Raw genomic sequence first — 15,140 nt, forward strand, 5'->3', positions numbered from 1 at the left:
CACCCTTTTTATACAAGTGCGGAGAAAAGTTTCGACGAAGGAGGAACTTTTCTCCGCATGGGATGTATCCGAACCCGCGGTTCGGTACATCCTCTCGTACGCAAGCGTGGTTGCGTACGAAATAGTTTCTGGAGGTTTTTATGTCTAAGTTAGTCATCGTGGAGTCCCCGGCCAAGGCAAAGACGATCGGAAAATATCTCGGTTCGGACTATGTCGTCAAGGCTTCGATGGGACATCTGCGCGATCTGCCGAAAAAGAAAATGAGCATCGATATCGAGCACGATTTCCAGCCGGAATATGTGCCGATCGAGGGTAAAGATAAAATCATCAAGGAAATCCGCAGCGAAATCCGCAAGAGCGATTTCGTCTATCTCGCAACTGACCCTGACCGCGAGGGAGAAGCGATTTCGTGGCACATCAAGGAGCTGTTCAAGCTCAAGGACAAAAATTCCCGCCGCGTGACCTTTAACGAGATCACCAAGCAGGCGGTCCGCTCGGGCATCGAGAACCCGCGCGATATTGATATCGATCTGGTAAATGCACAGCAGGCACGCCGCATTCTCGATCGAATCGTTGGCTATCAGCTGTCGCCGTTCCTGTGGCGCAAGGTCAAGCGCGGTCTGTCCGCAGGCCGTGTGCAGAGCGTTGCAACCCGTCTGGTCGTGGACCGTGAGAACGAAATCCGCGCATTCGTGCCGGAGGAATACTGGTCGATCGAGGCCCTGCTGCAGACCGCGGACGGCGGCAAGTTTTCAGCGCGCTACTACGGCGACGCGAACGGCAAGGCCGAGCTGAAAAACGAAGAACAGGCGATGCATGTTGTCAACGCCGTTACCGGCAAGCCGTTCACCGTCGGCAATATCAAGCGCGGCAAGAAAAAGCGCACCGCCGCACCTCCGTTCATCACCTCGACGCTGCAGCAGGAAGCCAGCCGCAAGCTGAATATGACGCCGCGCCGCACGATGAGCATCGCGCAGGAGCTGTACGAAGGTATTGAACTCGGCGAATACGGTCTGACCGGCCTTATCACCTATATGCGTACCGACTCGCTCCGTCTGGCGGACGAGGCCACCGCTGCCGCTGCGGGCTTCATTCGCGGCCGCTACGGCGAGGAATATTATCCGGGCAAGCCGCGTGTGTTCAAGACCAAGGGCAACGCGCAGGACGCGCACGAAGCTATTCGTCCGTCCAACGTGCAGCTGCTGCCCGAGGAGATCCGCAAGTACCTGACGCCCGATCAGTTCAAGCTGTACCGCCTGATCTGGTCGCGTTTTGTGGCCTGCCAGATGGCAGACGCCATTCTCGACACGGTTTCCGCCGATATCGTCTGCGAGGGTCAGGTGTTCCGCGCATCCGGTCATACGGTCGCGTTCCCGGGTTTTACTGCGGTTTACGAGGAAGGCACGGACGACGAGAAAAAACAGGATTCCGCAGGAAAGCCGCTGCCGCGCTTCGATCAGGGCGATAAGCTGACTGCCGAGAAGATCGAGCCGTCCCAGCACTTTACGCAGCCGCCGGCTCGCTACACCGAGGCATCGCTCATCCGTGCGATGGAGGAACGCGGCATCGGCCGGCCGTCCACCTACGCGCCGACGATTTCCACCATCATTGACCGCGATTACGTCACCAAGGAGAACAAGGCGCTCCGTCCGACACCGCTTGGCGAGGGCGTTACCGGCCTGCTGGTTGACGAGTTCAAGTCGGTTGCCGATTACGAGTTCACCGCCAACATGGAGCACGAGCTGGACGAGGTCGAAGCGGGCAAGCTGAACTATATCCAGCTGCTGCATAACTTCTATGACGGCTTTGAAGCCGCGCTCAAGCAGGCGGAGATCGACCTCGAGGGCAAGCGCATCAAGATTCAGGACGAGGTGACCGACGTTATCTGCGAGAAATGCGGACGCAACATGGTCATCAAGTCCGGCCGGTTCGGCAAATTCCTTGCGTGCCCGGGTTTCCCGGAGTGCACCAACACCAAGCCCATCACCGAGGACACCGGCGCGGCGTGCCCGGTTTGCGGCGCAAAGGTCGTGAAGAAAAAGTCCGCACGCGGCTATGTGTACTACTCGTGCGACACCTATCCGACCTGCCAGTTCATGACGTGGGACAAGCCGCTCAAGACCAAGTGCCCGAACTGCGATTCCTCGCTGTTCCGCCACACCGACCGCGATTCCAAGGAGGTCACGGACGTTTGTCTGCGTGAGGGCTGCGGCTACAAGGAGCTGGTCAAGGAGGGTCTGTCGCCTGAGGAGACCGAAAAGCGCCGCAAGATGCGCGAAGCGCGTGCCGCCAAGGCTGCGGAACGTGCTGCCGCAAAGGAAGCCGCTGAGAAGAACGGCGAGACCGAGGAAAAGGTCAAGAAGGCAACAAAAAAGGCAACGACTAAGAAATCCACCGCAAAGAAAACCCTGCCGTGGATGACCAAGACCACCAATAAATTCAAAAAGCTGAAGGACGAGGCTGTACAGGAGCTGACTGCCAAGCAGCAGGAGCAGTACGCCAAGGCTCTGGCAAAGTATGAAGCAGAAAAGGCGGCTGAGAAGGCGAAAAAAGCCGCTGAGAAGAAAGCAGCAGCGAAAAAGCCTGCCGCAAAGAAAAAGACCACGGCAAAGGAGAGCGCCGAATGAGTGAAATGGTAACAGTAGTCGGCGCGGGACTGGCCGGCTGTGAGGCTGCATGGCAGCTGGCACAGCGCGGCATCTCCGTGCGCCTGTGTGAGATGAAGCCGGTGCAGCATACGCCTGCGCACCATTCGGACGATTTCGCCGAACTGGTGTGCTCCAACTCGCTGCGCTCGGACGAGCTGGCGAACGCCGCCGGTCTGCTGAAGGAGGAGCTGCGCCGTCTGGACAGCCTTATCCTTTCCTGTGCGGATGCACATCGCGTTGAGGCAGGCGGCGCACTGGCGGTTGACCGCGAAGCCTTCGCGGCAGCCGTCACCGAGAAGATCAAGAACCACCCGAATATCGAGGTGGTCTACGGTGAAGTGACCGAGATTCCGGAGGGCAGAGTGGTTATCGCTTCCGGCCCGCTGACCTCGGATGCGCTGTTCGAGGCCATCCACGCCAAGGTGGGCGGCGATTTCCTGCACTTTTACGATGCCGCCGCGCCGATTGTCACGGCTGAGAGCATCGATATGGATTCCGCCTACGAGGCGTCCCGCTACGGCAAGGGCACCGCAGATTACATCAACTGCCCGTTCTCCCGCGAGGAGTATGAGGCGTTCTGGAACGCGCTGACCACCGCCGAGGAAGCGCCGGTGCACGGCTTCGAGGATTCCAAGGTGTTCGAGGGCTGCATGCCCATCGAGGTCAACGCACGCCGCGGCTTTGATACGCTGCGGTTCGGTATCCTCAAGCCGATCGGCCTGCCGGACCCGAAAACCGGCAAGGATCCGTATGCAGTCCTGCAGCTGCGCCGCGACAACGCGAACGGTACGCTGTACAATCTGGTCGGCTGCCAGACCCACCTGAAATTCGGTGAGCAGAAGCGCGTGTTCTCCATGATCCCGGCGCTCCGTAACGCTGAGTTTGTGCGCTACGGTGTCATGCACCGCAACACGTTCCTCGACTCGCCGCGCCTGCTGGATGCAGCTTACGCGCTCAAATCCGACCCGCGCATCCGTTTTGCGGGCCAGATGACCGGCGTAGAAGGCTATGTGGAGTCCACCGCCTCCGGCTGGGTGGCAGGCGTGGCAGCGGCCATGGACGTGCTCGGCAAACCGATGCCGACACTTGACCGCCTGACCGCCACCGGCGCACTGGCGACCTACATCTCCGACCACACGGTCGCGAAGTTCCAGCCGATGAACGTCAATTTCGGCATTATCGAGCCGCTCGGCTATAAAATCAAGGGCAAGCGGGAGAAGAACACCAAAATCTCCGAGCGGGCGCTCGAGCAGATCGAAAAACTGAAGGGAGAGCTTTAATATGAGGATCATCGTTGATGCGATGGGCGGCGATAACGCGCCCGAATCCGCTGTATGGGGCGGTGCGCTGGCTGCGAAGGAATACGGCGAGGAAGTGCTGCTGGTCGGCAAGCCGGAGATCGTGGCAAATGTCCTCAAGGAGAAGGGACTTTCCGATGTCAAGGGCATTACCATCATGCCCGCAAACGATCTGGTCGATATGCACGACGATCCCGCAACGGTACTCCGCCGTAAGCCGGATTCGTCCATGGCGGTAGCGTTCAAGCTGCTCAAGGCCGGCGAGGGCGATGCGCTCGTTTCCGCGGGCAACACCGGCGCACTGCTCACCGGCGCGACGCTGTACGGCGGCCGCATCAAGGGCATCCGACGCGGTGCGCTAGCACCGGTTATGCCGTGCGCGAACGGTCAGGTCATGCTGTGCGATGCGGGTGCAAACACCGAATGCACCGCCGAAATGCTGCTCCAGTTCGCGTTCCTCGCTTCGCTGTATGCAGAGAAGATAAACGGTGTCGTCAAGCCGCGTGTCGGCCTTGTCAACAACGGCACGGAGGATACCAAGGGTGATCCGCTCCGCAAGGAGGCTTACGCGCTGCTGAAAAAGGCGGGCGACGAGGGCCGTCTGAATTTTGTCGGCAACGTAGAGGGCAGCATGGTGCCGCTCGGTGCGTGCGATGTTGCTGTCTGCGACGGCTTTACCGGCAATGTGCAGCTCAAGACCATCGAGGGCGTGGCGAAGTTCATGTCGAAGGAGATCAAGGGCGTGTTTATGGCGTCTGTCGGCACCAAGCTCGGCTACCTGCTGTGCAAGAAAGGCATGGACGACTTCCGCGAGGTGTTCAATCAGGACAAGATCGGCGGCGCGCCGTTCCTCGGTATCGCAAAGCCGGTCATCAAGGCGCACGGCTCGTCCAACGAAATTGCGGTGATGAACGCGGTCCGTCAGGCCATCGCGTACACCAAATCCGGCATGATCGATGCAGTAAAGGAAAACATTCAGTACATGACGGTTTCCGAGTGATCCACAGGAAGAAGGAACAAAAATGCTGAAAATTGACTATAAATTCAAGGACGAGAGCCTGCTCCGGCTGGCGATGACCCATTCATCCTATGCGAATGAGCACCACGGCACGCACCTGCAGTGCAACGAGCGCCTGGAGTTTCTGGGCGATTCTGTGCTGGGCTTTGTCACGGCGGGTTACCTGTTCACACACTATCCCGATCTGCCGGAGGGTGATTTGACCAAGCTGCGCGCGGCAGTCGTCTGCGAGGGCGCACTGGATGAGATCGCGCACGAGATCGGTATCCCCGAAGCCATCCGTCTGGGGCACGGTGAGGAGATGGGCGGTGGACGCAAGCGTGCGTCCATTCTCGCTGACGCAACAGAGGCTTTGCTCGGCGCTATCTTTATGGACGGCGGCATCGAGCCTGCCCGTGCGTTCGTGCTGCGCTTCATCCCGCACAAGGTCGAGGTTGCGCTGGCAGGCGGCGCGTTCAAGGACTACAAGACCATGCTGCAGGAGATCGTGCAGAAGAACAAGCAGGAAACGCTGGAATACCGTCTGGCAGGCCAGTCCGGCCCGGACCACGACAAGCGGTTCACCATGGAGCTGCTGCTCAACTCCAATGTGTTCGCGCAGGGCATCGGCAAGAGCAAAAAGGAAGCTGAGCAGATGGCGGCGAAGAAGGCTTTGGAAAATATGGGATGCTGACGCTTATCGCCAAACCGCAATAGAGATAAACGGCAAAGAGGTCGAGAAATCGACCTCTTTTTTCTGCGTGACGCAGTTAGTCGTTGAAAAGATACTGCCGCAGTGGTAAAATAAAACTATCTATAATAAAGAGGTGGCATATGGTTCTCAAAAGCCTGATTTTACAGGGCTTCAAGTCGTTCCCGGATCGCACTGAGATCAAATTTCTCGGCGGCATTACGGCGATCGTCGGTCCGAACGGCTCGGGAAAATCGAATATTTCGGATGCCATCCGGTGGGTTCTGGGGGAGCAGTCCTCGCGATCTCTGCGCGGCGCAAAGATGGAGGACGTGATCTTCGGCGGCACAGCCAAGCGCGGTCCGGTCGGCTTTGCCGAGGTTTCGCTCATTCTGGATAATTCGGCGCATGTGGTTCGCTCGGAATTTACCGAAATTATGGTCACGCGCCGGTACTACCGCTCGGGCGAGAGCGAGTATTTCCTCAACAAAAAGCACTGCCGCCTCAAGGACGTGCACGAGCTGTTTATGGATACCGGTCTGGGACGCGACGGCTATTCCAGCATCGGACAGGGCCGCATTGACGAGATTCTGTCCTTCAAGAGCGAGGACCGGCGCGAAATCTTTGAGGAAGCCGCAGGCATCACCAAGTTCCGCTACCGGAAGGAGGAAGCCGAGCGCAGACTGTCAGCCACCGAGGAAAATCTGGTGCGTATCCGCGACCTGTACGGCGAACTGGAAAACCGGCTCGGGCCGCTCGAGCAGCAGGCTGGCAAGGCGAAAAGGTTTCTGCATCTGCGGGATGAGCTGCGCGTGCTTGAGGTCTCACTGTGGCTGCTGTCGCTCGAGCAGCTGAAGAATGACACTGCCAAGCTGAATAAAGACCAGACAACCTGCGAAAAGCAGCTTGCGGATGCAAAACAGCAGCAGGGAACGCTGTATGCGCAGTCCGAGCAGCTGGCCGAGTCACTGCGTGAGATTGACAGAGAAACCGAACGTCTGCGGAACGAGCTGCGCGAAGCCGAGCAGTTTGCCGCCGAGCAGATCAGCCGTGAGGCGGTTATTCAGGCGAACATCCGCAACTGCGAGGAGAATATCGAGCGCACACGGCAGGAGAGCGCACACCGCGCCGAGCAGGTGCAGAGCATGGATGCGCAGCTTGCCGAACGGCGCGAGCGTATTTCTGTGCTGAATGAGCAGGAGAAGGCACAGTCGGCTGAACTGGATGCACTCCGAAAACAGTCTGCCGAGCAGGAGCAGCAGCGCACACAGGCCGAGCAGGCACTTGGGCAGGCTGAGCAGGCGCAGCGCAGGCAGGAGCGCACGCTGCACGCGCTCGAACTCGACCGAACAGCCGCCGAGAGCGGTCTGGCGGGTATGAGCGACCGCAAAATGACACTGGATTCCGAAATCGCGGCAGCGGCACAGCAGCTGGATACCGAAAAGCAGGCGCAGGACAATCTCGAGCGGGAACTGACCGCGTGCGAGCAAACGCTCGCCGAAACGGCAAAGCAGGCGCAGACGGCCGCCGCTCAGGCGGAGACCTGCCGCCGAAAGGCCGAGCAGGCGCAGAACGACCTGCGAGCAGCGCAGTCCTCGCTGAGCGAAATGCAGAGCCGCGTAAAAATGCTGACTGACATGCAGCACGAGTACGAGGGTTTCTCTCGGTCGGTGAAAGCCGTTATGCGGCAGGCCGAAAAGGGTGCGATGAACGGCGTGCACGGTCCGGTTTCCGCGCTCATCACGACTGAAAAGCGGTTCGTGACGGCAATCGACACTGCACTCGGTGCGTCAGCGTCCTCCATCGTGGTGGACAGCACGAGCGTGGGCAAGCAGTGCATTTCGTACCTTAAGCGCACGGACGGCGGCCGCGCGACCTTCCTGCCGCTGGATACCATTCGGGCAAACAGCCTGCGGGAGACCGGCCTGGAACGGCAGAACGGCTGCTTCGGCACCGCGGATGCTCTCGTCAGATTTAATGAAAAATATAAGAATATTGTGTGCAATCTGCTGGCGCGCACGGTCATTTCGGAGAACATGGACACCGCGCTGGCACTGGCCAAGGCGTACGGACACCGGTTTCGCATTGTCACCTTAGACGGACAAATCCTGCAGGCAGGCGGTGCCATGACAGGCGGCTCGGCCTCCCGCGGCACCGGCGCACTGGCGCGGGCGGAACGCCTGCACGCCGCCGAGGAGCGCGTGCGCGCACTCGAGCAGGAGCGAAAAATGCTGGCACAGACCGAGCAGGCTGCAGGACAGGAACTGGAATCGCTTGCCGCGCAGGCGCAGGCCATCGAAACCGACCGCCGCCGCGCGGAGCAGGAGAGAGCAGGACTTGCTGCTTCGGTAAAACAGCATAAATTCCTGTTGGAAAGCCTGCAGAAACGGTATGACAGCCTGATTTCTGAACAGACTAACTTCACAGCGACACAGCAGAAGTATGAACAGACACTTGCCGCCTGCACGGAGCGCCGGTCTGCCGCAGAGCAGGCGCTTGCAGCTGCCGAGCAGGTCTGCACCGAGCACCGTACGGCAGTGAACGCCGCCGCGGAACAGCTGGCGCAGACGGCTTCGCGCATCACAGCCGCGCAGACCGCGCTCGCGGAGATGCGCACGGCGCAGGACAGCGAAGCACGCGCACTCGCGGAACTTGAGCGGCTCAAGGCCGACCTCGACGCGGGCGTGTCCGGTGCGGAGCAGACGATTGCAGGCTTTGCGGCGGAAATCGCACGCCTGACCGATGAACTCACCCAAGTCCGCGCAGCCAAGCACGGACGCGACACAACCGCCCGGCTGCTCAGCGAACAGCTTGCGCGGCAGACCGGCAGGCGCGAACAGACCGAGGGCGAACGGGTCCGTCTGGAAAAGGCGGCACAGAGCCGCAACGAGGAAATCCTTGAACTCGAACGCGAGACCGCCCGACTGGAAAACCGCGCCGGACAGCTGAAAACCGAGGAAACACAGATTCTGGATAAAATGTGGGAAAGCTACGAGCTGACACCCACACCGGCGGCAGAGATCGCCAAACCGATTGGAAACCTCGGTGAAACGCGCGGCCGCGTGCAGGAGCTGCGCGTGAAAATGCGGGCGCTCGGCAACGTCAATTTGGATGCGGTGGACGAATTTCAGCGTGTGCAGGAGCGGTACAGTTTCCTGCGGGAGCAGAAGGACGACCTCGAGACCGCGCAGACCGATCTGCGCAAGGTCATCGACCAGCTGACCGTCAGCATGAAGGAGATTTTCGCATCCGAGTTCGCCAAGCTGAATGTGTACTTCCGCGATACCTTCCGCGAGATCTTCGGCGGCGGACACGCCGAACTGCAGCTTGCCGATACCTCGGATATTCTGAACTGCGGTATCGACATCCGCGTGTCTCCGCCGGGCAAGGCGGTGAAAACGATTACGCTGCTCTCGGGCGGTGAAAAGGCGTTTGTCGCCATTGCGCTGTACTTTGCGATTCTCAAGCTGCGGCCTACGCCGTTCTGCGTGCTCGATGAGATCGAAGCCGCGCTCGATGATGTAAACGTGCAGCGGTTTGCAAAATACATTCGCCGCCTGACAGATTCGACACAATTTATTGTAATTACCCACAGACGTGGTACAATGGAAGAAGCAGATATGCTCTACGGCGTGACCATGCAGGAGCAGGGCGTTTCCAAAATGCTGATGCTCAATCTGGCTGAGGCGGAAAAACGGCTCAAAAATACTATTAAGTAATGGGAAATTGAGAATGGGAAATGGAGAATTGCGGCAATGGATATGCGAAGCGCAAAATATCCGTATCGGCTGGATGTGGAAAGGCGATTGCCGAACGGCTCTCTTACGACAGACGGCTATGCGGCGCGGCATCCGGTCGAGTTTCGGCACTGGGGACACGCCCGCGGCTATGTTCTCTTGGGTGAGCGGATTGACCGCACGGACTGGGAAAACTGGCGTATCAACTACTACGGGAAATAATTACTAAATACGGATTCCTGATTTGCAAGATAAAACATAAGGAGATAAGCATGGGATTTTTTGATAAAATTAAGCAGGGCTTCAAGAAAACCTCGGATGCGGTGAGCCATTCGCTGGACAGCGTGTTTGCGGCATTTGTCAAGATCGACGATGATCTGCTCGAGGAGCTGGAAGAAGCACTCATCCTGTCGGACGTCGGTGCGTCCACGGCGGCGAAGATCGTCGCTGAGGTCGAAAAGCGCGCCAAGCTGCGCAAGACCACCACGGCGGACGAGCTGCGCGATCTGCTCCGCGAGGTGCTGACCGACAATATGCTCGACAACCAGCCGTTGAATACGGACGGCAAGCCGGCGGTCATTCTGGTGATCGGCGTCAACGGTGTCGGCAAGACGACCTCGATCGGCAAGCTGGCGGCCCGCTATGTCAATGAGGGCAAAAAGGTTATGCTGTCGGCGGCGGATACCTTCCGCGCGGCGGCGGCTGACCAGTTGGAAATTTGGGCTAAACGTGCCGGTGCGGACATCGTACGCCATGGCGAGGGCGCAGACCCGGCGGCTGTTGTGTTTGACTCCATCTCGGCGGCCAAGGCACGCGGCAGCGATATTATCATCGTGGATACGGCAGGCCGTCTGCACAACAAGGCCAACCTGATGAACGAGCTGGCGAAGATCGACCGCGTTATCTCCCGAGAGCTGCCGGACGCTTCGCGCGAAACGCTGCTCGTGCTGGACGCGACCACCGGTCAGAATGCGGTTCATCAGGCCGAGGAGTTCAACAAGGCTGCCGAGCTGACCGGCATCATCCTCACCAAGCTGGACGGCACCGCTAAGGGCGGCATCGTGATCGCTATTTCGGCAGGACTGGGTGTTCCGGTCAAGCTGGTCGGCGTTGGCGAGGGCATTGACGATTTGATCGACTTTGATCGTGCGGCATTCCTGGAGGCTATCCTGCCGCCGGTTCATGAAAACGCAGAAAACGACGAGGAACAGAGCGAGGAGGACGAAAATGCAGAGACCTGACGGAAGAACCAAGGGCGCAATGCGTCCGGTGAAGATTATCACTGATTATACGATGTACGCGGAAGGCTCGGTGCTGGTTGAGATGGGCAACACCAAGGTCATCTGCACCGCGTCGGTCGAGGAAAAGGTACCGCCGTTCCTCGAGGGCAAGGGTCTCGGATGGGTAACCGCCGAGTACGCGATGCTCCCGCGTGCGACCAACACCCGCAAAAAACGCGATATCAAGTCGCTCAAGCTGGACGGCCGCTCGAGTGAGATTCAGCGCCTGATCGGCCGTGCGCTGCGTGCGGTCGTTGACCGCGAAGCACTCGGTGAGCGCCAGATCACGATTGACTGCGATGTTATTCAGGCGGACGGCGGCACGCGCTGCGCGTCCATCACCGGCGGATTTGTTGCACTCTGGCTTGCATGCAAAAAGCTGCTGGCCGATGGCGTGATCGAGAAAATGCCGCTCACTGCACAGGTTGCAGCCGTTTCGGTCGGCATTTTTGAGGACGAAGCCGTACTCGACCTCAACTACGCCGAGGACAGCCACGCCATCGTGGACTGCAACGTGGTTATGACGAGCAAGGGTGAGTTCATCGAGGTGCAGGGCACCGGCGAGGGCCGTCCGTTCACGGATACCGAGCTGCGCAAGCTGCTCGGACTCGGCAAGCGCGGCTGCCTGACGCTGTGCCGCAAGCAGGCCAAGGTGATGGGGGAAAGTCTGTAATGCAGTTTGTACTTGCTTCCCATAACAAGAAAAAGCTGGCAGAACTGTCCGCTATCGTGAGCAGCCTCGGCATCGAAATCATTCCGCTGCCGGAGGGTGCGCCCGAACCCGAGGAAAACGGCAAAACCTTCGAGGAAAACGCCATGATCAAGGCAAAATCCGCCGCAGCATTCACTGGTCTGCCCGCTCTCGCGGACGACAGCGGCCTGTGTGTGGATGCGTTGGACGGCGCTCCCGGTATCTACTCCGCGCGCTACTGCGAGGGTACGGACGAGGACCGCAATGCCTTCCTGCTGCAAAATATGCAGGATAAGGAAAACCGCGCCTGCCGTTTCGTGTGCGCGATCGCGTGTGTGCTTGCGGACGGCGAAACGCTCACCGTGCGCGGTGAATGTGAAGGAGAACTGCTCCGCGAGAACCACGGTGCAGGCGGCTTCGGCTATGACCCGCTGTTCTATGTCGAGAAATACGGCTGTACCTTCGGCGAACTGCCCGCAGAGGTCAAGAATACAATCTCTCATCGGGCAAATGCTTTGAATAAGCTGAAAGAAGTCTTAAAGGATAAAATATAAGCGAATCCGTAGGGCAGCCCGCCCTACGAAAAAAATATAACGAAATTACAGGAGTTTACATTTATGCTTAACACAAAACAACGCGCACAGCTTCGTGCAATGGCAAACCCGCTGGCAGTCACGCTGATCATCGGCAAGGAAGGCGTAACCGACGCGGTAGAACGCGAACTGGACGCGCTGCTCGAATCCCATGAACTGGTCAAGGGCAAGGTGCTCGAGAGTGCGATGCTGACGCCGCGCACGGTATCCGAGGCGCTCTGCGAGGCCACCGGCGCGGACGCTGTACAGTGCATCGGCTCCAAGTTTGTGCTGTACCGCCAGTCCAGCGATGAGGACAAGCGCAAGATCGTTCTGGTAAAATGAGGACAGGGATTCTCGGCGGTACGTTCAATCCGCCGCATCTGGGACATCTGCACGCGGCGGAACTCGCGCACCGTGCGCTGAACTTAGATCGGGTGCTGTTCATTCCGACCAATATTCCGCCGCACAAGGCTCTGCCGGAGAACACCGCGTCCGCAGAGGACCGGTGCGAAATGGTGCGCCGCCTGACGGCAGATATGCCGTGGGCACAGTTGGACACCATCGAGATCGACCGCGGCGGCGCAAGCTACACGGTGGACACGCTCCGCGCGCTTCATGCACGCGGTGAGACCGACCTGCACCTGATCGTCGGCACGGATATGCTGCTCTCGTTTGACAGAATCTGGCGTGCGCCGGACGAGATCGCGCGGCTGGCTTCGCTTGCTGTCTGCGCCCGCGAAAACGAGGACTGGGACGCGCTGCGCGAAAAGGCGGCGGCACTCAAGGATTCGCTCGGTGCAACCGTAGAACTGGTGCAGGGCGACAGCCTGACCATTTCTTCAACCGAGCTGCGGCAGGGCGGTGCACTGCGATGCTATACACCGGAATCGGTCGCGGATTACATCGAAGAAAAGCATTTGTACGGCTATTAAGCCTGTAAAATACAGGTTTGACAGATAAATACAGCAGCTTGTTCAAAACCAGTATTTTTGTATGACTTAGGAACGGCCTGCGGCTCGTTCCTCCTTGTCGGCAAAGCTGCAGTTTTGCGGCAAGAAATACAGAGAAAGGCGGGAAAAGTTATGTTATGTAATGAAGAAATGCGTAAAAGTATCCTTTCCAGACTGCAGGGCTACCGCTATGAGCACTCGCTCGGCGTGGAGCGTGCGGCGATCATGCTGGCAGAAAAGTACGGCGAGGACCCGGAAAAAGCGGGTACCGCAGGCATTTTGCATGACATAACAAAATATCTTTCTCCGCAAGAACAGTTGAATTTATGCGAGAAATACGGTATAATACCCTGTACCGTCGAAAAAAGCGAGCCGAAAATGCTGCACGGAAAAACGGCGGCAGCCATCGCGCGGGCCGAATACCACATGCCCGAGGATATCTGCGATGCCATCGCCTGCCACACCACCGGCAAGAACCATATGACGCTGCTTGACAAGATCTTGTATCTGGCGGATTACATCGAAGAAACTCGTGATTTTCCCGGCGTGGACAAGGCGCGTGAGCTGGCGCAGATCGACATCGACAGTGCCCTGCTCTACTGCTATGACCAGACGCTGACCGAGCTGGTCGCACGCGGAAAACTCATCCACAGCGATACCATTGCCGCTTATAATGATATGATCCGGCAGGGTGTCAGCTGGCGGGACAAGTAAAATGGAGGCAGGAATCGTTTGAAACTATTCGGAGGAAGCGGCGGCAGGAAAAACCGCAACGGAGACAGCACTCCGGCACAGCAGGCAGCGCCCAAGCCGGAAGGGAACCACCAGCCGATCTCGGCACCCAAGCCGGGCGGCAAAAAGGGAAAGGCTCCGAAGGAGAAAAAAAAGCTGACACCCAGACAGAAGGGCAAGCGCATTGCCATCGTTATGGCGGTTGTGCTGGTGCTGTTCGCGTGTGCAGCTGCTGCAGCGGTGTGGTTCATCCGTTCGCCGCAGGCGACGATCAAGGACAAGGAAAACGGCGATAAGGTCGATGTGAGCAGCCTGCTCAACTCGGGCACCCGCATTGACGATGTGTTTACGTTCGTGGTCGGTGCAGTTGATGAGGACGAAACACGAACAGACGCTTTGATGGTCGCAACCATGGATACCAAGGATAAGACCATCAACGTCATGAACATCCCGCGCGACACCATGTGCAACAACACGGCAACCGGCGCGAGCAAGAAGATCAACGCGGCCTACGGCATGGATACCGGCGGCAAGGGCGGCAACATCGAGCAGACGAGCAAGGAAATCGAGCGTCTGATGGGCTTCCGGCCGGATAAATACGTTATCGTCAATTTTGACGGCATTGCAGCCATCGTGGATGCGATCGGCGGCGTGGATTATGACGTGCCGTTCGATATGAAGTACGATGATCCGTCGCAGAATCTGCACATCGACCTGAAAAAAGGCCAGCAGCATCTGGACGGCAAGCAGACTGTCGGCTTTCTGCGCTGGAGACACAACAACGATTACACCGTACAGTACACCAACGGCGATGAAGGCCGTGTAGAGAATCAGCAGAAGTTCCTCAAGTCGCTGGCAGGTCAGGTGCTGCAGATCAAGAACGTGACCAAGATCCGCTCGATCGCAGAGGCCGTGTTCAAGAACGTCAAGACCGACTTCAGCGCCGGCGAGCTGCTGTGGATGGGCATGCAGGCCATGCAGATCGACAACAGCAGCATTCAGTTCTTTACACTGCCCGGCTACGGCAAGATGAGCACGGCGGGCACCTCGGTGCAGTATTCGTTCTTCTTCCCGTATTACGACCAGACGTTGGAGCTGGTAAACAAGTATTTCAACCCCTACGAGGAGCCGATCTCCAAGCTGGACATTGTCGGCGGACCGGATACCACTACCTACTCGGGCGGCTATGTAAGCTCGGGCGAGGAAGATAATGTATGGGGTGATACCTCCGGCTCGTACGATTACAGCGAAGATTATTACGAAGAACCGGATTACAGCTACGATGAGCCATCCTACGATAACAGCGGCTCGGGCGGTGATTATTCGGATAACAATGACTACTCGGGCGGCGACAGCGGCGGAGACTCTTCCGGCGGCGACAACGGCAGCGGCTCCGGTGAGGAGAGCGGCGGCGACTACTCCGGCGGCGATTACACCGGCGGCGGAGAGGACAGCGGTGCTTCCTCCGGCGGAGACGATGGCGGAACATACGATCCCGAGGCATAATAAAGGCAATATACCATAATCGGCAGAAAGGCAAA

13 protein-coding genes are annotated in these 15,140 nt (G+C 58.5%); all 13 read left to right on the top strand.

The window, feature by feature from the left end; translation table 11 throughout:
* The first annotated feature begins 140 nt into the window (after positions 1–140).
* The 13 genes from topA (at position 141) to IEY11_RS00525 (ending at position 15,105) form a co-directional block, all read left to right on the top strand.
* Entirely contained in the window at positions 141–2,627 is a 2,487-nt protein-coding gene (topA, locus tag IEY11_RS00465; RefSeq protein ID WP_188885457.1) for a type I DNA topoisomerase, read from the top strand.
* Positions 2,624–3,928, top strand: a complete 1,305-nt coding sequence (gene trmFO, locus IEY11_RS00470; protein ID WP_188885458.1) for a methylenetetrahydrofolate--tRNA-(uracil(54)-C(5))-methyltransferase (FADH(2)-oxidizing) TrmFO — start codon at positions 2,624–2,626, stop codon at positions 3,926–3,928. The genes topA and trmFO overlap by 4 nt, the downstream gene beginning before the upstream one ends.
* A 1-nt stretch (position 3,929) precedes the next feature.
* Positions 3,930–4,946, top strand: a complete 1,017-nt coding sequence (gene plsX / locus IEY11_RS00475) for a phosphate acyltransferase PlsX (RefSeq protein ID WP_118646195.1) — start codon at positions 3,930–3,932, stop codon at positions 4,944–4,946.
* 22 nt (positions 4,947–4,968) lie between these two features.
* On the top strand, positions 4,969–5,637 hold the full coding sequence (rnc, locus tag IEY11_RS00480) for a ribonuclease III (protein WP_117750987.1): 669 nt from the start codon (positions 4,969–4,971) through the stop codon (positions 5,635–5,637).
* A gap of 140 nt (positions 5,638–5,777) precedes the next feature.
* Positions 5,778–9,353: a chromosome segregation protein SMC gene (gene smc / locus IEY11_RS00485; RefSeq protein ID WP_188885459.1), complete on the top strand. Its 3,576-nt coding sequence runs from the start codon at positions 5,778–5,780 to the stop codon at positions 9,351–9,353.
* 36 nt (positions 9,354–9,389) lie between these two features.
* Positions 9,390–9,593, top strand: a complete 204-nt coding sequence (locus IEY11_RS00490; RefSeq protein ID WP_188885460.1) for a hypothetical protein — start codon at positions 9,390–9,392, stop codon at positions 9,591–9,593.
* A gap of 50 nt (positions 9,594–9,643) precedes the next feature.
* The gene (gene ftsY, locus IEY11_RS00495; protein ID WP_188885461.1) at positions 9,644–10,612 is read left to right on the top strand and encodes a signal recognition particle-docking protein FtsY; all 969 of its coding nucleotides are present in this window, start codon (positions 9,644–9,646) and stop codon (positions 10,610–10,612) included.
* Positions 10,599–11,324, top strand: coding sequence for a ribonuclease PH (gene rph / locus IEY11_RS00500; RefSeq protein WP_188885462.1), 726 nt, complete (start codon positions 10,599–10,601; stop codon positions 11,322–11,324). Before ftsY ends, rph begins: the two co-directional genes overlap by 14 nt.
* Positions 11,324–11,896 carry an RdgB/HAM1 family non-canonical purine NTP pyrophosphatase gene (gene rdgB / locus IEY11_RS00505; RefSeq protein ID WP_118480379.1) on the top strand — a complete coding sequence of 191 codons (573 nt, stop codon included), beginning with the start codon at positions 11,324–11,326 and terminating at the stop codon, positions 11,894–11,896. Before rph ends, rdgB begins: the two co-directional genes overlap by 1 nt.
* Positions 11,897–11,959: 63 nt before the next feature.
* Positions 11,960–12,259: a YhbY family RNA-binding protein gene (locus IEY11_RS00510; RefSeq protein WP_110436450.1), complete on the top strand. Its 300-nt coding sequence runs from the start codon at positions 11,960–11,962 to the stop codon at positions 12,257–12,259.
* Complete coding sequence (nadD, locus tag IEY11_RS00515; protein WP_188885463.1) at positions 12,256–12,849, top strand: nicotinate (nicotinamide) nucleotide adenylyltransferase; 594 nt, start codon at positions 12,256–12,258, stop codon at positions 12,847–12,849. The genes IEY11_RS00510 and nadD overlap by 4 nt, the downstream gene beginning before the upstream one ends.
* 150 nt (positions 12,850–12,999) lie before the next feature.
* A complete protein-coding gene (yqeK, locus tag IEY11_RS00520) occupies positions 13,000–13,581 on the top strand; it encodes a bis(5'-nucleosyl)-tetraphosphatase (symmetrical) YqeK (protein ID WP_118360399.1) in 582 nt (193 codons plus the stop codon).
* 18 nt (positions 13,582–13,599) lie between these two features.
* Entirely contained in the window at positions 13,600–15,105 is a 1,506-nt protein-coding gene (locus IEY11_RS00525) for an LCP family protein (protein WP_188885464.1), read from the top strand.
* Positions 15,106–15,140: the final 35 nt, after the last annotated feature.

Source organism: Butyricicoccus faecihominis (assembly GCF_014648015.1).
In the GTDB taxonomy this organism is placed as follows: domain Bacteria; phylum Bacillota; class Clostridia; order Oscillospirales; family Butyricicoccaceae; genus Agathobaculum; species Agathobaculum butyriciproducens.